Here is a 23,508-nt window from a genome sequence, read left to right as displayed (position 1 = left end):
TCGGGCGAACTGATCCACGGCGGAACCTACGCCTCCGCGTTCAGCAATTGAACAGTTCTGTTGGTGTTCTTTGTTTGATTGTGATGATCCAAGGAGTTGTCGAGTTGTGGTTTGTTATGTTTGTTTGTGTTGAGTGATTGGGTGCGGACACACCTCTCGGATCCCTCTCGGATCCCGGCGAGCGGTGTGCTGAACAAGGAGTCCCGGTGAAGAAGACCTCGACGCGGCTGGCCGACGGCCGTGAGCTGATCTACTACGACCTGCGGGACGACACCGTGCGCGACACGGTGGACCGGCGCCCGCTGGACCGTACGGTCACCACCTCCGAGGTCCGCCGGGACGTGCTGCTCGATGACTCGATCGCCGTCGCCTCGCACCGCCAGGGCCGGATCTACCACCCCCCGGCCGACGAGTGCCCGCTGTGTCCCACCCGGGGCGAGCGGCTCAGCGAGATCCCGGAACCGTCGTACGACGTCGTCGTCTTCGAGAACCGCTTCCCCTCGCTCGCCGGGGACTCCGGCCGCTGCGAGGTCGTCTGCTTCACCTCCGACCACGACGCGTCCTTCGCCGACCTCAGCGAGGAACAGGCCGGCCTGGTCCTGGACGCCTGGACCGACCGCACCGCCGAGCTGTCCCATCTGCCCTCCGTCGAGCAGGTGTTCTGCTTCGAGAACCGGGGCGCCGAGATCGGCGTCACCCTCGGTCATCCGCACGGCCAGATCTACGGTTACCCCTTCACCACCCCGCGCACCGCCCTCATGCTCCGCTCGCTCGCCGCGCACCAGGAGGCGACTGGCGGCGCGAACCTCTTCGACACCGTCCTGGAACGGGAACTCGCCGGTGAGCGGGTCGTCCTTGCGGGTGAACACTGGGTGGCGTTCGTGCCGTACGCGGCGCACTGGCCGTACGAGGTCCACCTGTACCCGAGGCGGCGGGTCCCCGACCTCCTCGCTCTCGACGAGGCGGCACGCACAGAATTCCCCCAGATCTATCTGGAACTCTTGAGGCGCTTCGACCGGATCTTCGGCACCGGTGAGTCTCCGACGCCGTACATCGCGGCCTGGCACCAGGCCCCGTTCGGCGCGCTGGAGGAGTTCGACGGGGTGAGCCGCGACGACTTCGCGCTCCACCTCGAGCTTTTCACCATCCGCCGTACTTCCGGCAAGCTGAAGTTTCTCGCGGGTTCCGAGTCCGGCATGAGCGTGTTCATCAACGACGTGCCGCCGGAGCGCGCGGCCGAGCGACTGCGAGAGGTAGCGAGTTCATGAAGTACCTGGTGACGGGTGGCGCGGGTTACGTCGGCGGGGTCGTGGCCCAGCACCTGCTGGAGGCCGGCCACGAGGTGACCGTCCTCGACAACCTCTCCACCGGCTTCCGCGAGGGCGTGCCCGCCGGGGCCGCGTTCATCGAGGGCGACATCCGCGACGCCGCCAAGTGGCTCGACGCCTCCTACGACGGCGTCCTGCACTTCGCCGCGTTCTCGCAGGTCGGCGAGTCGGTGACGAAGCCGGAGAAGTACTGGGAGAACAACGTCGGCGGCAGCCTGGCCCTCATCGCCGCGATGCGCGAGGCGGGCATCGGCCGCCTCGTCTTCTCCTCCACGGCCGCGACGTACGGCGAACCCGAGCAGAGCCCCATCGCCGAGACCGCCCCTACGCGCCCCACCAGCCCCTACGGCGCCACCAAGCTCGCCGTCGACCACATGATCACCAGCGAGGCACACGCCCACGGCCTGGCCGCGGTGTCGCTGCGCTACTTCAACGTGGCGGGCGCCTACGGCCGCTGCGGCGAACGGCACGACCCCGAGTCCCACCTCATCCCGCTGGTCCTCCAGGTCGCCCAGGGCCGCCGCGCGTCGATCTCCGTCTACGGCGACGACTACCCGACCCCCGACGGCACCTGCGTCCGCGACTACATCCACGTCGCCGACCTCGCCGAGGCCCACCTGCTGGCCCTCGACGCCGCCGCACCGGGCACACACCTCATCTGCAACCTCGGCAACGGCAACGGCTTCTCCGTCCGCGAGGTCGTCGAAACGGTCCGCGAGGTCACCGGCCACCCGATCCCTGAGGTGATCGCCCCGCGCCGGCCCGGCGACCCGGCGGTCCTGGTCGCCTCGGCGGACACGGCCCGCGAGCGGCTCGGCTGGACCCCGTCCCGCGCGGACCTCAAGGAAATCGTCGCCGACGCCTGGGAGTTCACCCGGCACAACACGAGGGAGCACTAATGGGCGCGCAGCAAGTCGGTGTTCGCTTCAGCGAGCTGTACGGTTCGGCGCCCGAGGGCGTCTGGGCGGCGCCGGGCCGGGTCAACCTGATCGGCGAACACACCGACTACAACGACGGTTTCGTCATGCCGTTCGCCCTGCCGCACCGGGCGACCGCCGCCGTCTCCCGCCGCACGGACGGCGTCGTACGCCTGCACTCGGCGGACATCGACGCCGGAGTCACCGAACTCCACCTCGACACCCTTGCCCCCGGCACGGACGCGACCTGGACCGCCTACCCCGCCGGGGTCATCTGGGCCCTGCGCGAGGCCGGCCACGCCGTGACCGGCGCCGACATCCACCTGTCCTCCACGGTCCCCACCGGCGCGGGCCTGTCCTCCTCGGCGGCCGTCGAGGTGGTGACCGCGCTGGCCCTGAACGACCTCTACGAACTCGCCGTGCCCGGCAGCCAGTTGGCCCGCCTCTGCCAGCGAGCGGAGAACATCTACGTAGGCGCCCCCACGGGCATCATGGACCAGACCGCCTCCGCCTGCTGCGAGCCGGGCCACGCCCTGTTCCTCGACACCCGGGACCTCTCCCAGCAGCAGATCCCCTTCGACCTGGCCGCCGCGGGCCTGCGCCTGCTGGTCGTCGACACCCAGGTCACCCACGCCCACAGCGGCGGCGAATACGGCAAGCGCCGCGCCGGCTGCGAGAGGGCCGCGAGCCTCCTCGGCGTGCACGCCCTGCGCGACATCCCGCACACGGACCTCACCCCGGCCCTGTCCCGCCTGGCCGACGAGCCGGAGCTCACCCGCCTGGTCCGACACGTCGTCACCGAGAACCACCGGGTGGAACGGACCGTCTCCCTCCTCCGCTCCGGCGACCCCCGGGCCATCGGCCCGATCCTCACCGAGGGCCACGCCTCCCTCCGCGACGACTTCCGCGTCTCCTGCCCGGAGCTGGACCTCACCGTCGACACGGCCCTCACCGCCGGCGCCCTCGGCGCCCGCATGACCGGCGGCGGCTTCGGCGGCTCAGCGATCGTCCTCACCCCCGAGCCCGACGTCCCCCTGATCACCAAGGCGGTCGAAGAGGCCTTCACGGCAGCGGGGTACAAGGCGCCCCGTGTCTTCGAGGCGGTGCCTTCGGCGGGGGCGCGGCGGCTGGGCTGAGGAGCGTACGGCCGGCACGGTGCGGGGCCGCGCCCGGGCGGCCCCGGTGGTCGGCTAGGCGGCGGGGGCGAGTTCGGCGCGACCGAACAGGAGGGCGTAGCCCGGGGGGAGTTGGCCGAGGATGAGGGTGACGAGGTCGGGGCCGGCGTGGGCGGAGACGGCGGAGAAGACGGATCCCGTGTCCCAGCGGGTGGTGGCCAGGGAGGCGCCGGCCCGGGTGGCGAGGTCCTTGACGAACGCCCAGCCGGTCAGGGGCCGGGTGTCGGGGATCTGCGCGGTGAGGACGCGGGCCGCCTCCAGGGGCAGACGGGCGGCGAGATCGACGCGTTCGTCGCCGGTCAACTGGCGTCCGAGTCCCGCGAGGACCAGGCGGACGGCTTCGTCGGCCCGCTCGCGGGTGGGGTAGGCGCCTTCGTAGCGGACCTGCTCCAGCATCTGTTCGTACGCCGTCCCGTACGGCTGCGGGTGCGGTGCGTGCCGGTCGGAGATCACTGACGTGCTTGCCCTTCTCCCTGTGGCCCGTGTTCGGGCACCGGGTGCTCGATGGGATGCTTCTTGGGCGGACTGCCCACGCGGTGCGGAGAGCGGGGCGAGGGGGAGACGCGGTTGCCCGCCCTCCGCACGCGTCCGGCCGGTGTCAGCCGGAAATCTCCTTGCGGCCGGAGCCGACTCCGACGGAGATCTTGCGGGGCTTGGCGCGCTCGGCGATCGGGATGCGCAGCGTGAGCACGCCCGCCTCGTAGTCGGCCTGGATCCGCTCGGTGTCGAGGGTGTCGGCGAGCACGATCTGGCGGGAGAAGACACCCAGCGGCCGCTCGGACAGCTCCATCTGCACGTCCTCGGCCTTCGTCACCGGCCGGCGCTCGGCCCTGACGATGAGCATGTTCCGCTCGACGTCGATGTCGATCGCGTCGGCGGGGACGCCGGGCAGGTCGAAGGCCACCACGTACTCGTCGCCCTCGCGGTAGGCGTCCATCGGCATCGCCGACGGGCGGGACCACGTGCCCGGGCCCATCAGCTGCTGTGCCAGCCGGTCCAGCTCACGGAAGGGGTCAGTGCGCATCAACATCGGGAAAACACCTCCAGCGGTTCAGGCAGTTGCTGCCAATGCGCCTTACGCCACCGTTGTAACATGTCATCCAATGGATGACAAACACGATGTCGTCAACGCGATGACAACATGGAGGAGGTGTCCGTGACCGCAGCCGACCAACCGCCCGCGACCGGCGCGAACGCGCACAGTCCGGCCTCGTTCCTCGCCGCGGCGGCGGCACTCCACGCCATCGACGACGCCCTGCGCGAGGCCCAGCGAGACGCGACGGCCACCTCCGAGGACCCAGATCCCGGGGCCGATCAGGCGCTGGCCTCCCTGATGCTGCTGCGGCAGGTGCGCGAGCGGCTCGCCGGATGGGAGACCGGCCTGATCGAAACCGCCCGCGACGCGGGAGCCAGCTGGGCGGATCTCGCCCGTCCCCTGGGCGTCGCCAGCCGCCAGGCGGCCGAGCGCCGCTATCTGCGCGGCCGCCCCGGCCCCGCCGGGACCACCGGCGAGCAACGGGTGACGGCCACCCGTCAGGCCCGGGCCGCCGAGCGCACCACCGCCACCTGGGCCCGCGCCAACGCCGCCGTCCTGCGGCGCCTCGCCGGACAGATCAGCGCGCTCTCCGACCTGCCCGCCGCGGCCCGCCGTCCGCTCGACAGGCTCGACGTGGCTCTCGCCCACGACGACCCCGCCGTCCTCCTCGAACCCCTGACCGCCATCCGCCCCCACCTGGCCGGCGCGCATCCTGACCTCACCGCCCGCCTCGACACCCTCCCCCCGCCCTGAACCACTGGAAACGGCGGGCCCAGGGCGGGGGGATGCCCACGAGACGCGGCGCATACGATCGGGCGGTGTCCAGGATGGGGAGGGGGGAGCGGTGGCCGTCGTCGTTCCATTGGCCGGCGCGGTCACCGGGCTGGATTCGGTGCGGCAGCTGACCCGGTGCGAGGACGGGGAGCGGCTGGGGGCGCTGGTGTGGGTGCCGGGGCCGGGGTGGCGGATGGTGAGCAGCGCTGTGCTGGGCGGGGGGATCGGGCAGCGGGGCTGGGTGCTCAACGCCCAGGTGTCCCACGGTTACCGGCGCACCGATCCGGAGCGGCATCTCGCCGAACTCGCCGCTGACGCCGGGCTGGCCGGGCCGGGGGTCGGGTTGATGACCGCCGCCGATGTGGCGCGGTACGGGTACGCGGCCGACGGGGGCGCGGAGGCACTGGTCACCGCCGGGGTAGGGGTGCGGGGGTGGGCCGCCTCCCCCGTGGAGGGCAGCGAAGGTCCCGGGAGGCCGGGCACGATCAACCTCGTCGTACGGGTCCCCGTGCCGCTCACCGACGCCGCCCTGGTCAACGCCGCGACCACGGCCACCGAGGCCAAGGTGCAGGCCCTGCTCGACTCCGGTCACGACTGTTCCGGCACGCCGACGGACGCGGTGTGCGTCGCCGCCCGGGTTCCGGCGCCCGGCGACGAGGTGCACGCCTTCGCGGGGCCCCGGTCGCTGTGGGGCGCCCGGCTGGCCCGTGCGGTGCACGGGGCCGTGCGGTCCGCGATCGACGCCGGGGCCTGAGGGGCCGGCCGCGTCAGGGGAGCGGCTTCACCAGGGTGTACTCGGTGATCCCCGGCGGGTAGTCCGGGATGGCGCAGACCACCTTGTAGCCGTGCCGGCGGTAGAACTCCGGGGCCTGGAAGTCCCAGGTCTCCAGGCGGGAGTGGGTGCAGCCGCGCTCGGTGCGGGCGAGGTGTTCCGCCCTGCGCAGCAGGCGGCTGCCGAGGCCGGCGTCGCGGTGGGGGGCGGCCACCCAGAGGTAGGTGACGTGCAGCCAGGTCGTCCAGGTGTGGCCGACCAGGCCGCCGGCCAGGGCCCCGGTCTCGGTCATCGCCCACACGTGGAGGGGCGATTCGTGTTCGCCCGGGGTTCCGCGCAGGGCCGCCAGGACCGGGGAGGCCGCCGTATTGGTGTCCCGCAGCCGGGAACGGAGAAGATCGCGCCTCGCCTTGTCGACTTCCGCCTCGATACGAAACATGCGGCACACGATAAACGCCTCTGGCAGCCAGTTCTGCACTTTGCCTTCCCCTCTCGCGCACCGTCCGTAAGCTGAGAAACGGTGTCGGCGGGGGGCCGGTGCCGTTCAGGGGCGAACCGGGCGGGTACGGCGCCCGCGGTGGGGGTAGAGGTGTCCGCACGGTGGTTGCCGTGCGGTGCGCGCGCTCCTCTCCGAGAGGCCGTGACCGCGCGACGCCGTCGCCTTCTGGGACCTTGATCGTCCCCCGCTCCGCGAGGAGCACGGGGGAAGGGGGTTTCGTGGTTCGTATCCGAGTCCTGGTCGTCGACGACCACCGCATCTTCGCCGAGTCGCTCGCCGCCGCCCTGGCCGCCGAGCCCGACGTCGACGTGTCCGCCGCCGGCAGCGGCCCGGCCGCGCTGCGCTGCATGGAGCGCGCCGCCGGCGAGGGCCGCCGCTACGACGTCCTGCTCGTCGACGCCGACCTGGGCGGCCGGCTGCCCGGCACCGGCTTGTCCGGCATCGGGCTGCCCGGCACCCGGCCGGCCGTGCCGGTGCAGGCGGGCGACGAGGACGGCCTGGTCGACGGGATCTCCCTGGTCGCGGGGGTCAGAACCGCCCAACCGGGGGTGCGGATCGTGGTCCTCGCCGAGAAGGACGACCCCCGGCGCGCCGCCCTCGCGCTGCAGGCCGGGGCGTGCGGCTGGGTCGCCAAGGACTGCTCGCTGTCCCGGCTGCTGACCGTGATCCGGGGTGTCCTGCGCGACGAGACCCATCTGCCGCCCGCCCTGCTCACCGGCGTCCTGAAGGAACTCACGGCCGCGCGCAAACACCGCACCGAGAGCGAGCGCCTGGTGCAGTCCCTCACGCCCAGGGAACGGGAAGTGCTGCGCTGCATGGTCGCCGGGCTCGGCAGGAAGGCCGTCGCCGAACGGCTGTTCCTGTCCCCGCACACCGTCCGCACCCATATGCAGAACGTCCTCGGCAAGCTGGGCGTCCACTCCACCCTCGCCGCCGTGGCCCTGGCCAGGAGGGCCGGGGTCGGCCCGGTGGAGCTGGAGACCCTGGGACAGGGCCTAGCCCGGGATGTTGTCGAACGGGGCGGTCAACTGGCGTAGCAGCCCCGCCAGTTCCGCACGCTGGGCGCGCGACAGCTCGGCGAGGATCGCCCGCTCCTGCGCGAGCAGGCCGGCCAGCGACTGGTCCGCGCGGTCGCGCCCCGCGTCCGTCAGCCGGACCAGCACACCGCGCCGGTCACTCGGGTCCGGCAACCGCTCCACCAGGCCCTTCTTCGCCAGCCGGTCGATGCGGTTGGTCATCGTGCCCGACGTGACCAGGGTCTGGGTCAGGAGCTGGCCGGGGGAGAGCTGATACGGCGCTCCCGCGCGCCTGAGCGCGGTCAGCACGTCGAACTCCCAGGGCTCCAGCTGGTGCTCGGCGAACGCGAGCCGGCGCGCCCGGTCCAGGTGCCGGGCCAGCCTGCTCACCCGGCTGAGCACCTCGAGCGGCTCCACGTCGAGGTCCGGGCGCTCCCGGCGCCACGCTGCGACCAGCCGATCGACCTCGTCCTCCATGGAGATCAGTGTAGTGGTTGTGTCGACATGAAGTCTCTTGATATCGAGTCTCTTGACGTCGAGAGAATTAATGAGGGACAGTGGGATCATGAACTCGCCGATCTGGGATCCCGGCCAGTACCTCCGCCACGCCGGTCACCGTGCCCGCCCCTTCACCGACCTCCTCGCCCGCGTACCCGCCCTGCCGGCGGCCCGCCCCCGCATCGCCGACCTCGGCTGCGGCCCCGGCAACGTCACCGTCCTCCTCGCCGAACGCTGGCCCGACGCCCACATCACGGGCTACGACAACTCGCCCGAGATGCTCGACAAGGCGCACGTCGACCACGCGGGACCCACGAGCGGTGCCGGGCGGCTCGACTTCACCCACGCCGACCTGCGCACCTGGACCCCCGCGGAACCGGAGTCGTACGACCTGGTCATCACCAACGCCACCCTGCAGTGGGTGCCCGGCCACACCGACCGCTTCCCCGACTGGATCGCCGGCCTGAAACCCGGCGGGACCTTCGCCCTCCAGGTGCCGGACAACATCGACGCACCCCTGCACGCCCTGATGCGCGAACTCGCCGCCACTCCCCGCTGGAAAAGCCGCCTCGCCGACGTCCTGCGCCGCCCGGACTCCGTACCGGCCCCCGGCGTCTACCTGGACCACCTCGCCCGCCTCGGCTGCACGCCCGACGTGTGGCAGACGACGTATCACCACGTCCTGACCGGCGAGGACCCCGTCCTGGACTGGGTCAAGGGCACCGGGCTCAGGCCCGCCCTCACCGTCCTCGCCGACGACCCCGACGCCCGGGACGCCTTCCTCACCGAATACCGGGACCTGCTCCGCCAGGCCTACCCGGCCACGCCGTACGGCACGGTCCTCCCGTTCCGCCGGCTGTTCGCCGTCGCCACCAAGCAGTAGCGGCCGCGCCGAGCCGTAGCGCCCTCAAGGAGGACTGAGCATGATCGCCGCACTCGACCACGTCCAGCTCGCCGCCCCACCCGGCTCCGAGGACACCCTGCGCGCCTATTACACCGGCGCGCTCGGCATGACGGAGATCCCCAAGCCGCCCGTCCTCGCCGCCCGCGGCGGCTGCTGGTTCCAGGCCGGGGCGGTCCAGCTCCACCTGGGCGTCGAGGAGGACTTCCACCCGGCGAAGAAGGCACACCCCGGGCTCCGGGTCACCGGCATCGAGGCGTTCGCGGCCCGGCTGGCCGCCCACGGAGCGCCGGTCATCTGGGACGACAACCTCCCCGGCCACCGGCGCTGCTACTCCGAGGACCCGATCGGCAACCGCCTGGAGTTCCTGGAGCCGAACCCCTGACGGGCCCTACGCCTTCCGGTGGCCTATCAGCCGCGGCTTGGGCTCCAGGCCGTCCAGGCCGTGCCAGGCCAGGTTCACCAGGTGCGCCGCCACCTCGGCCTTCTTCGGGCGGCGCACGTCCAGCCACCACTGCCCGGTCAGCGCGACCATGCCGACCAGGGCCTGCGCGTACAGCGGGGCGAGCTTGGAGTCGAAACCGCGGTTCTTGAACTCGCGGCCCAGGATGTCCTCCACCTGGGTCGCGATGTCCGAGATCAGCGACGCGAAGGAACCCGTCGACTGCGGGATGGGGGAGTCCCGGACCAGGATGCGGAAACCGTCCGTGTACTCCTCGATGTAGTCCAGCAGCGCGAACGCCGCCTGCTCGCACAGCTCCCGGGGATGCCCGGCGGTCAGCGAGGACGTCACCATGTCCAGCAGCCGCCGCATCTCACGGTCCACGACGACCGCGTACAGGCCCTCCTTGCCGCCGAAGTGCTCGTACACCACCGGCTTGGACACCCCGGCCTTCGCCGCGATCTCCTCCACCGACGTGCCCTCGAAACCCTTCGCCGCGAACAGCGTGCGACCGATCTCCAGCAACTGCTGGCGGCGCTCGGCACCGGTCATACGGGTCCGGCGCGCGCGCCGCGGTTTCTCGCTGCTGGAGGTACTGGAGTCGGTCGCCACGGCGTCAATCATGCCGCCTCGGCCGTCTCCTTCCCGCGCCGGGAGCCGCCTTCCCCGGTGTTACGGCGGGAATCGATACGCGAGCGTGACGGCCAGCGCACGTCGTACGCCCAGCCGGCCACCTCGAACCAGCGGATGAACCGGGCCGAGGAGTCGATCTGCCCGCGCATCACCCCGTGCCGGGCCGACGTCGGGTCCGCGTGGTGCAGGTTGTGCCAGGACTCCCCGCACGACAGCACCGCCAGCCACCACACGTTGCCCGAACGGTCCCGGGACTTGAACGGACGCTTGCCCACCGCATGGCAGATCGAGTTGATCGACCACGTCACATGGTGCAGCAAAGCCACTCGTACGAGTGAACCCCAGAAGAAGCCGGTGAACGCCCCCCACCAGGACATCGTCACCAGGCCACCGATCAGCCCCGGCAGCGCCAGGGACAGCACCGTCCACAGCACGAACTGCCGGGAGACCGCCCGAATGGCCGGATCCTTGATCAGATCCGGCGCGTACTTGTCCTGCGGAGTCTGCTCCTCATCGAACATCCAGGCGATATGCGCCCACCACAGGCCCTTCATCAGCGCCGGCAGCGTCTCGCCGAACCGCCACGGCGAATGCGGGTCGCCCTCCGCGTCGGAGAACTTGTGGTGCCGGCGATGATCCGCCACCCAGCGCACCAGCGGCCCCTCCACCGCCATCGACCCGATCACCGCCAGCGCGATCCGCAACGGCCGCTTCGCCTTGAACGAACCATGCGTGAAATACCGGTGGTAACCGATCGTCACGCCGTGGCAGGACAGGAAGTAGAAGAACACCAGCAGGCCCAGGTCGAGCCAGCTCACCCCCCAGCCCCAGGCCAGCGGCACCGCCCCCACCAGCGCCACGAACGGCACGATGATGAACACCAGCAGCGCGATCTGCTCGATCGAACGCTTCTTCTCACCACCCAGCGTGGCGGATGCGGCTGTGCCGGCGGCCTCGCGGGCTTCGTCGATCACATCGGAACTAGAGGTCATGCGCGTCCCCTGTGGGGTCGAGGGTTGAGACAGATACCCGGTCTGCGGCACCGGACAGGAAGCGAGCGGTACTTCCCTACGGTTCCGTAACCTACGGCGTCGTAAGTATGGCAGCGAGTCGTCCCGCGGCAAGAGCCCCACAGCCTGCGCGTCCGCATGGACACCTATCCTTGAAGTCGGTCGGACAGCGCGGTCCGCTCTGAATCCTTCCCGGACGCCCCGGCCGGTATGCGGCACCCCGCCGTGCGGCCAAACGCCCGGGTTCCCTCCAGACCAGCTTCCACACTGCAAGGAGCCGCACCCGTGAGCAGTGCCGACGACCAGACCACCACGACCAGCACCGAGCTGCGAGCCGACATCCGCCGGCTGGGCGACCTCCTCGGCGAGACCCTCGTACGGCAGGAAGGCCCCGAGCTCCTCGACCTGGTCGAGAAGGTCCGCCGCCTCACCCGCGAGGACGGCGAGGCCGCCGCCGAACTGCTGCGCGGCACCGAACTGCAGACCGCCGCCCAGCTGGTCCGCGCCTTCTCCACCTACTTCCACCTCGCCAACGTCACCGAACAGGTCCACCGCGGCCGCGAGCTGCGCGCCCGCCGCGCCGCCGAGGGCGGCCTGCTCTCCCGCACCGCCGACCGGCTCAAGGACGCCGACCCCGAGCACCTGCGCCTGAGCGTCGCCAACCTCAACGTCCGCCCCGTCTTCACCGCCCACCCCACCGAGGCCGCACGCCGCTCCGTCCTCAACAAGCTGCGCCGCATCGCCGCACTCCTGGACACCCCCGTCCTCGAATCCGACCGCCGCCGCCACGACGTCCGGCTCGCCGAGAACATCGACCTCGTCTGGCAGACCGACGAACTCCGCGTCGTCCGCCCCGAGCCCGCCGACGAGGCCCGCAACGCCATCTACTACCTCGACGAACTCCACGCCGAAGCCGTCGGAGACGTCCTGGAAGACCTCACCGCCGAACTGGAGCGCGTCGGCGTCAGGCTCCCCGACGCCACCCGCCCCCTCACCTTCGGCACCTGGATCGGCGGCGACCGCGACGGCAACCCCAACGTCACCCCCCAGGTCACCTGGGACATCCTCATCCTCCAGCACGAACACGGCATCAACGACGCCCTGGAGACGATCGACGAACTGCGCGGATACCTCTCCAACTCCATCCGCTACAGCGGCGCCACCGAGGAACTCCTCACCTCCCTCAAGGCCGACCTCGACAACCTCCCCGAGATCAGCCCCCGCTACAAGCGCCTCAACGCCGAGGAGCCCTACCGGCTCAAGGCCACCTGCATCCGGCAGAAGCTGGAGAACACCAAGCAGCGGCTCGCCAAGGGCACCCCCCACGAGAACGGCCACGACTACCTTGGCACCGCCGAGCTCCTCACCGACCTGCGGATCATGCAGAACTCCCTGCGCGAACACCGCGGCGGCCTCTTCGCCGACGGCCGCCTCGGCCGCACCATCCGCACCCTCGCCGCCTTCGGCCTCCAGCTCGCCACCATGGACGTCCGCGAACACGCCGACGCCCACCACCACGCCCTCGGTCAGCTGTTCGACCGCCTCGGCGAGGAATCCTGGCGCTACGCCGACATGCCCCGCGACTACCGGGCCAAGCTCCTCGCCAAGGAACTCCGCTCCAGAAGGCCCCTCGCCCCCGTCCCGGCGCCCGTCGACGCCGCCGGACAGAAGACCCTCGGCGTCTTCGAGACCATCAAGCGCGCCCTCGACGTCTTCGGCCCCGAAGTCATCGAGTCCTACATCATCTCCATGTGCCAGGGCGCCGACGACGTCTTCGCCGCCGCCGTCCTCGCCCGCGAGGCGGGCCTCCTCGACCTCCACGCCGGCTGGGCCAAGATCGGCATCGTCCCCCTGCTGGAGACCACCGACGAACTCCGAGCCGCCGACACCATCCTGGAGGAGATGCTCTCCGACCCCTCCTACCGGCGCCTCGTCGCCCTGCGCGGAGACGTCCAGGAGGTCATGCTCGGCTACTCCGACTCCTCCAAGTTCGGCGGCATCACCACCAGCCAGTGGGAGATCCACCGCGCCCAGCGCCGCCTCCGCGACGTCGCCCACCGCTACGGCGTCCGCCTGCGCCTCTTCCACGGCCGCGGCGGCACCGTCGGCCGCGGCGGCGGCCCCTCCCACGACGCCATCCTCGCCCAGCCCTGGGGCACCCTCGAAGGCGAGATCAAGGTCACCGAACAGGGCGAGGTCATCTCCGACAAGTACCTCATCCCGTCCCTGGCCAGGGAAAACCTCGAACTGACCGTCGCAGCCACCCTGCAGGCATCCGCCCTGCACACCGCACCCCGCCAGTCCGACGAGGCCCTCGCCCGCTGGGACGCCGCCATGGACGTCGCCTCCCAAGCCGCCCACGGCGCCTACCGCAGGCTCGTCGAGGACCCCGACCTGCCGACCTACTTCCTCGCCTCCACCCCGGTCGACCAGCTCGCCGACCTGCACCTCGGCTCACGGCCCTCCCGCCGCCCCGGCTCGGGCGTCTCCCTCGACGGCCTGCGCGCCATCCCCTGGGTGTTCGGCTGGACCCAGTCCCGGCAGATCGTCCCCGGCTGGTACGGCGTCGGTTCCGGCCTCAAGGCCCTCCGCGAAGCCGGCCTCGACACCGTGCTCACCGAGATGCACGAACAGTGGCACTTCTTCCGCAACTTCATCTCCAACGTCGAGATGACCCTCGCCAAGACCGACCTGCGGATCGCCCAGCACTACGTCGACACCCTCGTCCCCGACGAACTCAAGCACGTGTTCGACACCATCAAGGCCGAACACGAACTCACCGTCCGCGAAGTCCTGCGCGTCACCGGCGAGAAGGAACTCCTCGACGCCCAGCCCGTCCTCAAGCAGACCTTCACCATCCGCGACGCCTACCTCGACCCGATCTCCTACCTCCAGGTCACCCTCCTCAAGCGCCAGCGCGACGAGGCCGCGGCAGGCGCGGACCCCGACCCGCTGCTCTCCCGCGCCCTCCTCCTCACCGTCAACGGCGTGGCAGCGGGCCTGCGCAACACCGGCTGATCCGCCGGCCACGACACACGAAGGGTGCCCCCGAGGTCGTACGACCCCGGGGGCACCCCCATGCGCTACAGCCGGTTCAGCCCCGCACGGCCTTCCGGCGCCGGGCCACCAGATAGCCGCCCGCACCGACCAGCACCGCCGCGGCACCCGACACCAGACCCACCGGAACACCGTTACCGGTCTCGGCCAGCCCACCACCCGGCGCGGACGGCGACACGGACGGCGCCGCACCCGGGGACGAAGACGACGCGGAAGGCACCGGCGACGACGAGGACGGCGCGGAGGACGACGGCGACGGCGACGACGAGGCAGGCGCCGAACCGGACGGCTTGCCCGACGGCGTACCGCCGCCCCCGCCCTGCGAACCGGAGCAGTCCGTCCAGAACACCTTGTGCTTCGCGGACCCCTTCTCCCCGTCGAAGTTCCAGAACAGCTTGTAGTGCCCGTCCGGCAGCGACAGGTCCGCCGTACGGCCGTGACCGTCGCCGTCCAGCGTGATCGCACCGGACTTCACGGTCTCGCCCTTCGTGTGGGCCGTCGGCGCCCAGGCCTCGATGTGCCAGTCCACCTGCTGCACCGCGTCAAAACCGAACGCGTCCAGATAGAACGTGCACACGTGCGGCTCGTTCCGGCGCGGCACCTCGCCGGTCTTCGCGTCATGGATCTTCACGGTGCCGTTGTCACCGTGGGGAGCGGCCTGGGCGGCCGGCGCGCACAGCAGCGCCGCCGAGAGGCCGACGCCGAGCACGCCGGCGCGGATGAGGGTACGCATGGGGCAGTTCCATCTTCGTGTGGCGAACGGGGAAGATGTGGAGGGGGCGGTTCAGCTTCCGGCGCCCACTGACCTTCGGTCAATCACGAAGACGCAACATCCAGACCCCCCACAAACGTGAAGAACGGCCCAACACCGCAGAGCGGCCCAAACCCCATACCCTCACAGGGCCAGGAACGTCCCCGTCAGCAGCACGGCCCCCGAACCCGCCAGCAGCCACGCCACCCGGGTCAGCCGCATACCGCCCGCGACCACCACCGACGCCAGCAGCAGCGCACCGCCCAACGGCACCCACGCGTACAGGATCCCCGCCGGCCCCGACCGCACCACCCGGTCCGTCCCCGGCTCCACCACCACGTCGTACGTCCGCCCCCGGCGCACCGCGACCGCCTGGTCGATCACCACCCGGTCCCGCGCCCGCGCCCCCTCCGACACCGGCCGGAACGCACCCGTACAACCGTCCCCCGCACAGCGCACCACCTTCACGGTGCCGCGCTCACGCCCCTTCGTCAGCATCACGTACTGCGCGGTCCCCCAGGAACCCCACACCCCCGCGAACAGAATCAGCACGGCGAGCGCGCCCATCACCGACACCCGCCCCCACCGCAACGCGGAGACGGACGCCTGGCGGGCACGGATGGCTGTGGCAGGCATGGCCGGGATCATTGGCCATACCGCTACGACCGGTCAACTCCAGTGGACGCCATCACAGGACAAGTCAGCAGTTGTACGCACACACCTCAGGAGTTGTACGCGCTCTGCGCCCGCTCCAGCCCCTCCGCAAGCAGACGCTCCACCGCATCCGCCGCCCGGTCCACGAAATAGCCCAGCTCCTTGCGCTCGGCCGAACCGAAGTCCTTCAGCACGAAGTCCGCCACCTGCATCCGCCCCGGCGGCCGACCGATCCCGAACCGCACCCGGTGGTACTCCGCGCCCATCGCCTTCGTCATCGACTTCAGCCCGTTGTGCCCGTTGTCGCCACCACCCAGCTTCAGCCGCAGCGTGCCGTAGTCGATGTCCAACTCGTCATGGACGGCCACGACCTGTCCGAGCGGCACCTTGTAGAAGTCCCGCAGCGCGTTCACCGGCCCACCCGACAGGTTCATGTACGACATCGGCTTCGCCAGGACCACCCGCCGGTTGGCCGGCCCCACCGGACCGATCCGCCCCTCCAGCACCTGCGCCTGAGCCTTCCCGGCCCGCTTGAACTTCCCCCCGATCCGCTCCGCGAGCAGATCCACCACCATGAACCCGACATTGTGCCGGTTCATGGCGTACTCCGGCCCGGGATTCCCGAGCCCGACCACCAGCCAGGGTGCATTGACGGGGGCACTCACGTCCACGACTCCTCACGAAGGCAGCCGCTGCCTCCGGGAAGGAAGCAGCGGCTGATCCACAACTGCTGTGGGCAATCGTTCCACAGGGCGATGGGGGTCCCCCCGCCCGAGCGAAGCCGAGGGTGGGGGAGGGTGGGCACAGCCGACAGCGCCGGGCGCCGGTCAAACGCCGCCCAGCACCGCCGCGGCCACGAGACTTACGCCTCGGCGACCTCTTCGGCGACCTCTTCACCCTCACCCTCGGCGGCCTCCTCGGCCTGCGCCGCGAGCACCTGGAGGACGACCGCGTCCTCCTCGACGGCCAGCGTGACGCCCGACGGCAGCGTGATGTCCTTCGCGTGGATCGAGGCACCCGCCTCCAGACCCTCCACGGACACCGTCACGGCCTCCGGGATATGCGTCGCCTCGGCCTCGACCGGCAGCGCGTTCAGCACGTGCTCCAGCAGGTTGCCACCCGGGGCCAGCTCGCCCTCGGTGTGCACCGGAATCTCGACGTTGACCTTCTCGCCACGCTTGACCAGCAGCAGGTCGACGTGCTCCAGGAAGCCCTTCAGCGGGTCGCGCTGCACGGCCTTCGGGATCGCCAGCTCGTTGGCCTTGCCGTCGATGTCCAGGGAGATCAGGACGTTCGGCGTACGCAGCGCCAGCAGCAGGTCGTGACCCGGCAGGGTCAGGTGCAGCGGCTCGGTGCCGTGGCCGTACAGCACGGCGGGGACCTTGCTGGCGCGGCGGACACGGCGGGCCGCACCCTTGCCGAACTCGGTGCGGGTCTCGGCGGAAAGCTTCACCTCGGACATGGGGATCAACTCCTCGTAGAACTAGTCGGCGGACGTGGTCACCCGGCCACGAACGGCCTGCTACGAAGAGCGCGTCGATAACGGACCACCACACCCCGCACCGGCACCCGCCGGAAACGGAGCACGGCCTCCCTCGCCGAGCAACTCCAGCAGTCTACTCGGCGGGAAGGCCGTACCCAAAAGGATCTTCAGCTACGCCGGAACGCAAGCCGGCGCAACGATCTGCAGAAACCTCACTGCTCGTCGAAGAGCGAGGTCACCGACCCGTCCTCGAACACCTCACGCACCGCGCTCGCGATCGTCGGAGCGATCGACAGCACCTTGATCTTGTCCAGATCCGCAGCCAGCTCACCCGGCGTCGGCAACGTGTCCGTGAACACGAACTCACTCACCCGCGAGTTCTTCAACCGGTCCGCCGCCGGACCCGACAGCACACCATGCGTCGCCGTCACGATGACATCCTCCGCACCGTGCGCGAACAGCGCGTCCGCGGCGGCACAGATCGTCCCACCCGTGTCGATCATGTCGTCCACCAGAACACACACGCGGCCCTCGACCTCACCCACGACCTCGTGGACGGTCACCTGGTTCGCCACGTCCTTGTCCCGGCGCTTGTGCACGATCGCCAGCGGCGCACCCAACCGGTCACACCAGCGGTCCGCCACCCGCACCCGGCCCGCGTCCGGCGACACGATCGTCAGCTTGTCCCGGTCCACCTTGCCGCCCACGTAGTCCGCCAGCAGCGGCAGCGCGAACAGGTGGTCCACCGGACCGTCGAAGAAGCCCTGGATCTGGTCCGTGTGCAGGTCGACCGTCAGGATCCGGTCCGCACCCGCCGTCTTCATCAGATCCGCGATCAGACGCGCCGAGATCGGTTCACGTCCACGGTGCTTCTTGTCCTGCCGCGCGTAACCGTAGAACGGCACGATCACGGTGATCGAACGGGCCGACGCACGCTTCAACGCGTCGATCATGATCAACTGCTCCATGATCCACTTGTTGATCGGCGCCGTGTGGCTCTGGATCAGGAAACAGTCCGCACCACGCGCCGACTCCTGATACCGCACATAGATCTCACCATTGGCGAAGTCGAAGGCCTTCGTCGGGACGACCCCGACACCCAGCTTCTGGGCGACCTCCTCGGCAAGCTCGGGGTGGGCGCGGCCGGAGAAGAACATCAACTTCTTCTCGCCGGTCGTCTTGATCCCGGTCACAGCACTGTCTCCTCAGAGGTTCTCAGCCGGCCGACTGCTCATACTGCGTCACGCGTGCGCGCGCGAGCCCGAATCGGCTGGTAGGGGTGCGGGTATGCACTCGTGCGGATGTGCACTTATCACGGTACGCCGTGTTTGGCGCACCCGTTTCCGGTCAGGCCTCGCCCCCACCCCGCCGGGACGCCGCCTCGGCCGCCTTCGCCGCCGCGCTCCCCGGACGCTTCCGAGCCACCCAACCCTCGATATTCCGCTGCTGACCGCGTGCCACAGCCAGCGAACCAGCCGGCACATCCTTCGTGATCACCGACCCGGCAGCGGTGTAAGCACCGTCCCCCACCGTGACAGGCGCCACAAACATGTTGTCCGAACCCGTCTTGCAGTGCGACCCGACAGTGGTGTGATGCTTGCTCTCCCCGTCGTAGTTCACGAACACACTCGCCGCCCCGATGTTCGTGAAATCACCGATCGTCGCATCCCCGACGTACGACAGATGCGGAACCTTCGTCCCCTCACCGATCGACGAGTTCTTCGTCTCCACATACGTACCGATCTTCGCCTTCACACCCAGACGCGTCCCCGGCCGCAGATACGCGTACGGCCCCACCGACGCCAGCTCACCCACCCGCGCACCATCGGCCACCGTGTTGTCCACCCGCGCCCCCGCACCCACCACGGTGTCGTTCAGCCGGCTGTTCGGCCCCACCTCGGCACCCGCACCGACCCGCGTCGACCCCGTCAGCAACGTGTTCGGATACACGACCGCGTCCTGCCCGAACTCCACCGTCACATCCACCCACGTCGACGCCGGATCCACCACGGTCACACCGTCCAGCATCGCCCGCGTCAACAGCCGGTCGTTCAGGGTCCGACGGGCCTCCGCCAACTGCACCCGGTTGTTGATCCCCGCGATCTCCCGGTGATCCCCGGCCACCGAAGCACCCACCCGGTGCCCGGCCTCCCGCAGAATCCCCAGCACATCCGTCAGGTACTCCTCACCCTGACTGTTGTCCGTCCGCACCCTCTTCAGCGCGTCCGCCAGCAGCGCCCCGTCGAACGCGAACACCCCGCTGTTGATCTCCCGGATCGACCGCTGCGCGTCCGAGGCGTCCTTGTGCTCCACGATCGCGGTCACCGCACCGGTCATCTCGTCCCGCACGATCCGCCCGTACCCGGTCGCGTCCGGCACCTCGGCCGTCAGCACGGTCACGGCGTTGCCGTCCGCCTCATGCGTCCGCGCCAGCCGCGCGAGCGTGTCCCCGGTCAGCAGCGGGGTGTCGCCGCACACGACGACGACGGTCCCCTCGACCGCACCGCCCAGCTCCTCCAGGCCCATCCGCACGGCGTGCCCGGTCCCGTTCTGCTCCGCCTGTACCGCCGTACGCACACCGGGGTCGATCTCGGCGAGGTGCGCGGCTACCTGCTCACGGGCGTGGCCCACCACGACGACGAGGTTCCGCGGCGCCAACTCCCCGGCGGCGGCCAGCACGTGGCCCACGAGGGAACGGCCGCAGATCTGATGCAGGACCTTCGGCGTGGCCGACTTCATACGGGTGCCCTCACCCGCTGCGAGAACGACGACGGCTGCCGGGCGAATGGCGCTCACGGGATGCCCTTCGGCTTTGGGTGGGGTTGGACATCCCGCAGGATACCGGTGGCACTTCGGGGGGGGCATGAGAGCGGGTCCTGGCTGTGTAGCCAGGACCCGAACTGAGCAAAGCTCCCCCGCCAGGACTTGAACCCGGACAGATGGCACCAAAAGCCACAGTGCTGCCAATTACACCACGGGGGAATATATCGACTAAACCGGACATTTACTCCAGCCGTCGAGTGGCGTCTCCTACTATGCCGTACCAAGCGCCCTCCATGCGACGATACAAATCGGCGCTCTTCGATACGTAGATGACCAGGCAGCCTCGGTATGCCTCCAACGTGTTCTTCCGGCTCGTCCTTGGATTGTGCTTCTTGAGTGTGGCCCTCTGGAACGTGGGGGGCTCCACGCCCGCCAAGGCAGCCCAGAACTCTTCGGCTGCCGTCACGTCAGCCGACTCGTGGATGCTGACCCGGAACCGTAGGCGCTCCGGCTCGACGCCGAGTGTGTCGAGCCACCGCAGGTAGAAGCTGATGACGTCCGGGTCGCTGTTGATGAATTGCAGCCTTTCGCGGCGGTCGTATGCCTTGTCCTTGGCGCCCTCCGCCCAGTAGAGGGCCACGCCTGTCAGGAACACCTCTCGGTCGGACAGGTGGCCGACCTGGCTTTGAGCCGCTGCTTTCGTCTTCTGTCGCTCCTCGTCGCGGACTGCCAGTTCGTGCTTCCACCTCTTCTGTGACGCGAGCTTGGCTTGCTCGGACGGGTCCCGGCGTTCCGGCTTAGGCAGATCCCGCACCCACAGCGAGATCGAGCTCTTGGAGCAGCCCAATTCCACCTGGATCTGGTCGTAGGTCCAGCCCTGGAGTCGTAGCTCCCTGGCCCTCGCTCGCAGGTCGTCCTTCGCGTTGGGGCGTTTCGTCCAGGCCGGCGGCGGTTCGCCCTCCAGGAGGCGGTTGAGGATGTCGTTGTTGTCGACGTGCAGGCGGTCGCGGATCTGCCGTCGGCTGAGTCCGGCCCGCCGCAAGGCAACCGCTCGCTCGCGCAGTGCCTCGAAGTCGGCGTATTTGCCGTTCGTGTACGTCATAGGCATACCGTCCAGCCGGAATGGCTGGTTCCGGTCGTGAACGGGGGACGTTCAGCAGTTCGAGGGATACCGGATTGTTTCGACGGCGTTCGAGGCGGGAGCGTGCTGCGGGCCGGTAGGCGAAACTCACCGGAAGAGGTGTAGTCCTCGCCCGTAGGCTGGGTGCATGACCATGACGGGGGAAGACCGCGCCAGGGGGCTGACCGGCCCCTGGTGGTGGGCGCGGCGGCGCGGGGCGGTGCTGGACGGGTGTCTGGCGCTGGTGTCCGCGGTGGAGTGCGGTGCGGAGGGGGTTCCGTTCGCGCGGGACGCGGGGATTCCGGTGTGGGTGGGGGTCCTGTTCGGGGTGCTCGCGGGGTCGGTGCTGCTGGTGCGCAGGCAGTGGCCGATCGCGGTGGTGCTGGTCGCGATCGCGATCACGCCGGCCGAGATGGGCTTCCTGATGGGCATCGTGGGCCTGTACACGCTGGCGTCGTGCGAGGTGCCGCGGCGGGTCATCGCGGCGTTGGCGGGGATGTCGCTGCTGGGGACGATGATCGTGTCGTTCGTGCGGGTGCGGCAGGACATGGCGCGGGGGGATCTCGCGCTGGGTGACTGGTTCGTGCCGTTCGCGTCGATCACGACGTCGGTGGGGCTGACGGCTCCGCCGTTGCTGCTGGGTCTGTACGTGGGGGCGCGGCGGCGTTTGATGGAGAGTTTGCGGGAGCGGGCGGACAGTCTGGAGCGGGAGCTTCAGTTGCTGGCGGAGCGGGCGGAGGAGCGGGCCGAGTGGGCGCGTAGCGAGGAGCGGACGCGGATCGCGCGGGAGATGCATGACGTGGTCGCGCACCGGGTGTCGTTGATGGTGGTGCATGCGGCGGCGTTGCAGGCGGTGGCGCGGAAGGATCCGGAGAAGGCGGTGCGGAATGCCGCTCTGGTGGGGGACATGGGGCGGCAGGCTTTGACGGAGCTCCGGGAGATGCTGGGGGTGCTGCGGGCGGGGGAGGGTGCGGGCGGCCGGGGTGCTGTTGCTGTGCCGTTGGCTGCGGTGGGGGTGGCTGCGGCTGCGGCGGCCGATGCTGATGCTTCGCGGGCGGCTGATGACGAGGGCGGGCCGTGTCTGTCGGAGTTGGAGGAGTTGGTGGGGCAGTCGGCCGCGGCGGGGATGGTGGTGGATCTTTCCGTGGAGGGGGAGGTGCGGGTGTACGCGGCGGAGGTGGAGCAGACGGCGTACCGGGTGGTGCAGGAGGCGTTGACGAACGTGCACAAGCATGCGGCGGGGGCGAAGACGCATGTGCGGTTGGCGCATCGGGGGGCGGAGATCGCGATGCAGGTGGAGAACGAGCCGCCGGGTGAGCCGGCGTCGGCGTCGGCGGTGGGGTTGCCGTCGGGTGGGAACGGTCTGGTGGGGATGCGGGAGCGGGTGCTGGGGCTGGGTGGGGTGTTCGTGTCGGGGCCGACGGATGTGGGGGGTTTCCGGGTGTCGGCGGTGATTCCGGCGGTGGGGTAGGGGGCCGTCGGCTCAGGGGGTGGCGGTGAGGCGTAGGGGTTCGATGCCGGCGATGAGGGTGGCGAGGGCGTGGTCGATGTCGGGGCCGGCGTACCAGTCGCCGGTGTGGTCGAGGGTGTAGACGCGGCCTTCGGTGTCGATGGCGAGGAGGGCGTCGGTGTCGGTTTCCTCGCCGAGGGGGCAGACCTCGGTGCCGAGGGCGCGGCCGAGGTCGCCGAGGGTGCGGGCGTGGTGGAGGCCGTGGAGGGGGTCGAGGTGGAGGGTGGCGGGGGCGATCTGGCGGCCGGGGCCGGTGGGGGTGATGCGCAGGGCGCCGAATTCGGCCCAGGCTTCGACGGCGGCGGGGAAGACGGTGTGCTGGTGGCCGGCGGGTGAGGTGTGTTCGCGGAGGGTGTCGGCCCAGATCTCGGCTTGTTTGATGTCCCAGCGTCCGGGGTGCCAGCCGGCGGCGCGCAGGGCGGCGTCGACGGGCACGGGGAAGCGTGTGGTGGAGCTGCGGTCGGGGTGCATATGCTCTTCGCTCGTCGGGTGTGCCGGTGGTTCGCGGGGTGCGGTGGTTCCGGTGACGGGGTGGTTCCGGGACGGTTGGTTCCGGGGTCGGGACGCCGGGGGGTCAGTCGCCGGTTGCGGTGGGGTCGACGATGCGGACGCCGAAGTGGGCGCTGAGCGCGGTGCAGGTGCGGCAGGGGGTGGCGAAGCTGCCGTGGAGGGGGTCGCCGTCCTCGCGTATGCGGCGGGTGGTGAGTTTGGCCTGTTTGAGGGCTTTGCGTGCCTCGCTGTTGCTCATGGGTTTGCGGGCGGCGCGTTTGCTGCGGGCGGCGTCGGCGGCGCTGATGTGGCGGGAGATGAGGATGGTCTCGGCGCAGCGGCCGGTGAAGCGGTCGCGTTGGGCGCTGGTGAGGGTGTCGAGGAAGTCCTGGACGAGGGGGTGCAGGGGTGGGGGTTCCTCGCCGCGGGCGGGTGTGCCGGTGAGGGTGGCGCCGCGGACGGAGAGGGCGGCGGCGACGGTGGGCAGGATGCCGTCGCGGCGGTGCAGGAGGGTGGGTGCGGGGGGTGTGTCGGTGCCGCTCCAGTCGATGCGGGGGTCGCCGGCCGCCCGCATGTCGGTTCCTCCGGTCTGTGCCGTGTTCATGGTCGTCTTCCCCTCCCGGGTGTCCCCCGAAGGACACAGAGTGCCAAATGCCGTGGCTGGTGCGGAAGCTGGGGCG

General features: G+C 70.4%; 25 protein-coding genes and 1 tRNA gene. 10 read left to right on the top strand and 16 right to left on the bottom strand.

All coding sequences use genetic code 11. The features are described from left to right. The first annotated feature begins 206 nt into the window (after nucleotides 1-206). From galT to galK, 3 genes are read left to right on the top strand one after another with little or no spacing between them, the layout of a single operon-like run. Nucleotides 207-1,268 (top strand): galactose-1-phosphate uridylyltransferase, encoded by a 1,062-nt coding sequence (gene galT, locus ABZ854_RS11330; protein ID WP_361207768.1) that lies wholly within the window; start codon nucleotides 207-209, stop codon nucleotides 1,266-1,268. Continuing rightward, nucleotides 1,265-2,227 carry a UDP-glucose 4-epimerase GalE gene (gene galE, locus ABZ854_RS11325; protein WP_361207765.1) on the top strand — a complete coding sequence of 321 codons (963 nt, stop codon included), beginning with the start codon at nucleotides 1,265-1,267 and terminating at the stop codon, nucleotides 2,225-2,227. The genes galT and galE overlap by 4 nt, the downstream gene beginning before the upstream one ends. Continuing rightward, nucleotides 2,227-3,381, top strand: a complete 1,155-nt coding sequence (galK, locus tag ABZ854_RS11320) for a galactokinase (RefSeq protein WP_361207762.1) — start codon at nucleotides 2,227-2,229, stop codon at nucleotides 3,379-3,381. Before galE ends, galK begins: the two co-directional genes overlap by 1 nt. Before the next feature lie 54 nt (nucleotides 3,382-3,435). Here galK and ABZ854_RS11315 read toward each other — a convergent pair whose 3' ends face one another. Then, nucleotides 3,436-3,873, bottom strand: coding sequence for a DUF2267 domain-containing protein (locus ABZ854_RS11315; RefSeq protein ID WP_361207759.1), 438 nt, complete (start codon nucleotides 3,871-3,873; stop codon nucleotides 3,436-3,438). 145 nt (nucleotides 3,874-4,018) lie between these two features. Continuing rightward, a complete protein-coding gene (locus ABZ854_RS11310) occupies nucleotides 4,019-4,450 on the bottom strand; it encodes an Hsp20/alpha crystallin family protein (RefSeq protein ID WP_361207756.1) in 432 nt (143 codons plus the stop codon). Between the two features lie 126 nt (nucleotides 4,451-4,576). On the opposite strand from ABZ854_RS11310, the gene ABZ854_RS11305 reads away from it, so the two are divergent. Together ABZ854_RS11305 and ABZ854_RS11300 are read left to right on the top strand one after the other, a co-directional pair. After that, the gene (locus ABZ854_RS11305) at nucleotides 4,577-5,209 is read left to right on the top strand and encodes a type III effector protein (RefSeq protein ID WP_361207754.1); all 633 of its coding nucleotides are present in this window, start codon (nucleotides 4,577-4,579) and stop codon (nucleotides 5,207-5,209) included. A gap of 109 nt (nucleotides 5,210-5,318) precedes the next feature. Then, nucleotides 5,319-5,984 (top strand): adenosylcobinamide amidohydrolase, encoded by a 666-nt coding sequence (locus ABZ854_RS11300; RefSeq protein WP_361207871.1) that lies wholly within the window; start codon nucleotides 5,319-5,321, stop codon nucleotides 5,982-5,984. Nucleotides 5,985-5,997: 13 nt separating this feature from the next. Here ABZ854_RS11300 and ABZ854_RS11295 read toward each other — a convergent pair whose 3' ends face one another. Next, the gene (locus ABZ854_RS11295; RefSeq protein WP_361207751.1) at nucleotides 5,998-6,441 is read right to left on the bottom strand and encodes a GNAT family N-acetyltransferase; all 444 of its coding nucleotides are present in this window, start codon (nucleotides 6,439-6,441) and stop codon (nucleotides 5,998-6,000) included. Nucleotides 6,442-6,719: 278 nt separating this feature from the next. Here ABZ854_RS11295 and ABZ854_RS11290 point away from each other — a divergent pair, with 278 nt between their 5' ends. Continuing rightward, complete coding sequence (locus ABZ854_RS11290) at nucleotides 6,720-7,538, top strand: response regulator transcription factor (protein ID WP_361207748.1); 819 nt, start codon at nucleotides 6,720-6,722, stop codon at nucleotides 7,536-7,538. Here ABZ854_RS11290 and tamR read toward each other — a convergent pair. Further along, entirely contained in the window at nucleotides 7,497-7,994 is a 498-nt protein-coding gene (tamR, locus tag ABZ854_RS11285; protein WP_361207745.1) for a MarR family transcriptional regulator TamR, read from the bottom strand. The genes ABZ854_RS11290 and tamR overlap by 42 nt on opposite strands. A gap of 88 nt (nucleotides 7,995-8,082) precedes the next feature. On the opposite strand from tamR, the gene ABZ854_RS11280 reads away from it, so the two are divergent. Then, nucleotides 8,083-8,898, top strand: coding sequence for a trans-aconitate 2-methyltransferase (locus tag ABZ854_RS11280; protein ID WP_361207742.1), 816 nt, complete (start codon nucleotides 8,083-8,085; stop codon nucleotides 8,896-8,898). A 40-nt stretch (nucleotides 8,899-8,938) separates the two neighbouring features. After that, nucleotides 8,939-9,301, top strand: a complete 363-nt coding sequence (locus ABZ854_RS11275) for a glyoxalase (protein ID WP_361207739.1) — start codon at nucleotides 8,939-8,941, stop codon at nucleotides 9,299-9,301. Between the two features lie 6 nt (nucleotides 9,302-9,307). Here ABZ854_RS11275 and ABZ854_RS11270 read toward each other — a convergent pair whose 3' ends face one another. Together ABZ854_RS11270 and ABZ854_RS11265 are read right to left on the bottom strand one after the other, a co-directional pair. Continuing rightward, nucleotides 9,308-9,982: a TetR/AcrR family transcriptional regulator gene (locus ABZ854_RS11270; protein ID WP_361207736.1), complete on the bottom strand. Its 675-nt coding sequence runs from the start codon at nucleotides 9,980-9,982 to the stop codon at nucleotides 9,308-9,310. Further along, entirely contained in the window at nucleotides 9,979-10,983 is a 1,005-nt protein-coding gene (locus ABZ854_RS11265) for a fatty acid desaturase (RefSeq protein WP_361207868.1), read from the bottom strand. Before ABZ854_RS11265 ends, ABZ854_RS11270 begins: the two co-directional genes overlap by 4 nt. A 303-nt stretch (nucleotides 10,984-11,286) precedes the next feature. Between ABZ854_RS11265 and ppc the strand changes: the two genes are divergently transcribed. Beyond that, nucleotides 11,287-14,019, top strand: a complete 2,733-nt coding sequence (ppc, locus tag ABZ854_RS11260; protein ID WP_361207734.1) for a phosphoenolpyruvate carboxylase — start codon at nucleotides 11,287-11,289, stop codon at nucleotides 14,017-14,019. 76 nt (nucleotides 14,020-14,095) lie between these two features. Here the strand turns inward: ppc and ABZ854_RS11255 are convergent, their stop codons facing one another. The 8 genes from ABZ854_RS11255 to ABZ854_RS11220 form a co-directional block, all read right to left on the bottom strand. Next, nucleotides 14,096-14,791 carry an LPXTG cell wall anchor domain-containing protein gene (locus tag ABZ854_RS11255; protein WP_361207732.1) on the bottom strand — a complete coding sequence of 232 codons (696 nt, stop codon included), beginning with the start codon at nucleotides 14,789-14,791 and terminating at the stop codon, nucleotides 14,096-14,098. Nucleotides 14,792-14,953: 162 nt separating this feature from the next. Beyond that, nucleotides 14,954-15,445, bottom strand: coding sequence for a hypothetical protein (locus ABZ854_RS11250; protein WP_361207729.1), 492 nt, complete (start codon nucleotides 15,443-15,445; stop codon nucleotides 14,954-14,956). Between the two features lie 86 nt (nucleotides 15,446-15,531). Beyond that, nucleotides 15,532-16,134, bottom strand: coding sequence for an aminoacyl-tRNA hydrolase (pth, locus tag ABZ854_RS11245; RefSeq protein WP_361207726.1), 603 nt, complete (start codon nucleotides 16,132-16,134; stop codon nucleotides 15,532-15,534). A gap of 191 nt (nucleotides 16,135-16,325) precedes the next feature. Next, nucleotides 16,326-16,925, bottom strand: a complete 600-nt coding sequence (locus tag ABZ854_RS11240; protein WP_361207722.1) for a 50S ribosomal protein L25/general stress protein Ctc — start codon at nucleotides 16,923-16,925, stop codon at nucleotides 16,326-16,328. Nucleotides 16,926-17,158: 233 nt separating this feature from the next. Then, on the bottom strand, nucleotides 17,159-18,139 hold the full coding sequence (locus ABZ854_RS11235) for a ribose-phosphate diphosphokinase (RefSeq protein WP_361207719.1): 981 nt from the start codon (nucleotides 18,137-18,139) through the stop codon (nucleotides 17,159-17,161). Between the two features lie 154 nt (nucleotides 18,140-18,293). Then, nucleotides 18,294-19,742, bottom strand: coding sequence for a bifunctional UDP-N-acetylglucosamine diphosphorylase/glucosamine-1-phosphate N-acetyltransferase GlmU (gene glmU, locus ABZ854_RS11230; RefSeq protein WP_361207716.1), 1,449 nt, complete (start codon nucleotides 19,740-19,742; stop codon nucleotides 18,294-18,296). A 114-nt stretch (nucleotides 19,743-19,856) separates the two neighbouring features. Then, nucleotides 19,857-19,928: transfer RNA gene (locus tag ABZ854_RS11225), tRNA-Gln, on the bottom strand. Nucleotides 19,929-19,950: 22 nt separating this feature from the next. Continuing rightward, nucleotides 19,951-20,811 carry a hypothetical protein gene (locus ABZ854_RS11220; protein WP_361207713.1) on the bottom strand — a complete coding sequence of 287 codons (861 nt, stop codon included), beginning with the start codon at nucleotides 20,809-20,811 and terminating at the stop codon, nucleotides 19,951-19,953. A 166-nt stretch (nucleotides 20,812-20,977) separates the two neighbouring features. Here ABZ854_RS11220 and ABZ854_RS11215 point away from each other — a divergent pair, with 166 nt between their 5' ends. Further along, entirely contained in the window at nucleotides 20,978-22,300 is a 1,323-nt protein-coding gene (locus ABZ854_RS11215) for a histidine kinase (protein ID WP_361207710.1), read from the top strand. 12 nt (nucleotides 22,301-22,312) lie between these two features. On the opposite strand, the gene ABZ854_RS11210 is transcribed toward ABZ854_RS11215, so the two are convergent. Then, a complete protein-coding gene (locus tag ABZ854_RS11210; RefSeq protein WP_361207707.1) occupies nucleotides 22,313-22,810 on the bottom strand; it encodes an SUKH-3 domain-containing protein in 498 nt (165 codons plus the stop codon). Nucleotides 22,811-22,913: 103 nt separating this feature from the next. Next, on the bottom strand, nucleotides 22,914-23,432 hold the full coding sequence (locus tag ABZ854_RS11205) for a YwqJ-related putative deaminase (protein WP_361207705.1): 519 nt from the start codon (nucleotides 23,430-23,432) through the stop codon (nucleotides 22,914-22,916). Between the last annotated feature and the right edge of the window lie 76 nt (nucleotides 23,433-23,508).

The organism is Streptomyces sp. NPDC047028, from assembly GCF_040644095.1.
Lineage (GTDB): Bacteria > Actinomycetota > Actinomycetes > Streptomycetales > Streptomycetaceae > Streptomyces.
Note: the sequence above shows the minus strand (reverse complement) of the source record. Positions and strands in the feature narration are given on the sequence as shown.

Coding starts and splice junctions, on each gene's coding strand:
- ABZ854_RS11265 (WP_361207868.1), bottom strand. CDS start 10,983: ATGACCTCTAGTTCCGATGTGATCGACGAAGCCCGCGAGGCCGCCGGC.
- ABZ854_RS11240 (WP_361207722.1), bottom strand. CDS start 16,925: ATGTCCGAGGTGAAGCTTTCCGCCGAGACCCGCACCGAGTTCGGCAAG.
- ABZ854_RS11220 (WP_361207713.1), bottom strand. CDS start 20,811: ATGACGTACACGAACGGCAAATACGCCGACTTCGAGGCACTGCGCGAG.
- ABZ854_RS11295 (WP_361207751.1), bottom strand. CDS start 6,441: ATGTTTCGTATCGAGGCGGAAGTCGACAAGGCGAGGCGCGATCTTCTC.
- tamR (WP_361207745.1), bottom strand. CDS start 7,994: ATGGAGGACGAGGTCGATCGGCTGGTCGCAGCGTGGCGCCGGGAGCGC.
- galE (WP_361207765.1), top strand. CDS start 1,265: ATGAAGTACCTGGTGACGGGTGGCGCGGGTTACGTCGGCGGGGTCGTG.
- ABZ854_RS11275 (WP_361207739.1), top strand. CDS start 8,939: ATGATCGCCGCACTCGACCACGTCCAGCTCGCCGCCCCACCCGGCTCC.
- ABZ854_RS11255 (WP_361207732.1), bottom strand. CDS start 14,791: ATGCGTACCCTCATCCGCGCCGGCGTGCTCGGCGTCGGCCTCTCGGCG.
- ABZ854_RS11270 (WP_361207736.1), bottom strand. CDS start 9,982: ATGATTGACGCCGTGGCGACCGACTCCAGTACCTCCAGCAGCGAGAAA.
- ABZ854_RS11215 (WP_361207710.1), top strand. CDS start 20,978: ATGACCATGACGGGGGAAGACCGCGCCAGGGGGCTGACCGGCCCCTGG.
- ABZ854_RS11310 (WP_361207756.1), bottom strand. CDS start 4,450: ATGTTGATGCGCACTGACCCCTTCCGTGAGCTGGACCGGCTGGCACAG.
- ABZ854_RS11210 (WP_361207707.1), bottom strand. CDS start 22,810: ATGCACCCCGACCGCAGCTCCACCACACGCTTCCCCGTGCCCGTCGAC.
- galK (WP_361207762.1), top strand. CDS start 2,227: ATGGGCGCGCAGCAAGTCGGTGTTCGCTTCAGCGAGCTGTACGGTTCG.
- ABZ854_RS11205 (WP_361207705.1), bottom strand. CDS start 23,432: ATGAACACGGCACAGACCGGAGGAACCGACATGCGGGCGGCCGGCGAC.
- ABZ854_RS11280 (WP_361207742.1), top strand. CDS start 8,083: ATGAACTCGCCGATCTGGGATCCCGGCCAGTACCTCCGCCACGCCGGT.
- ABZ854_RS11250 (WP_361207729.1), bottom strand. CDS start 15,445: ATGCCTGCCACAGCCATCCGTGCCCGCCAGGCGTCCGTCTCCGCGTTG.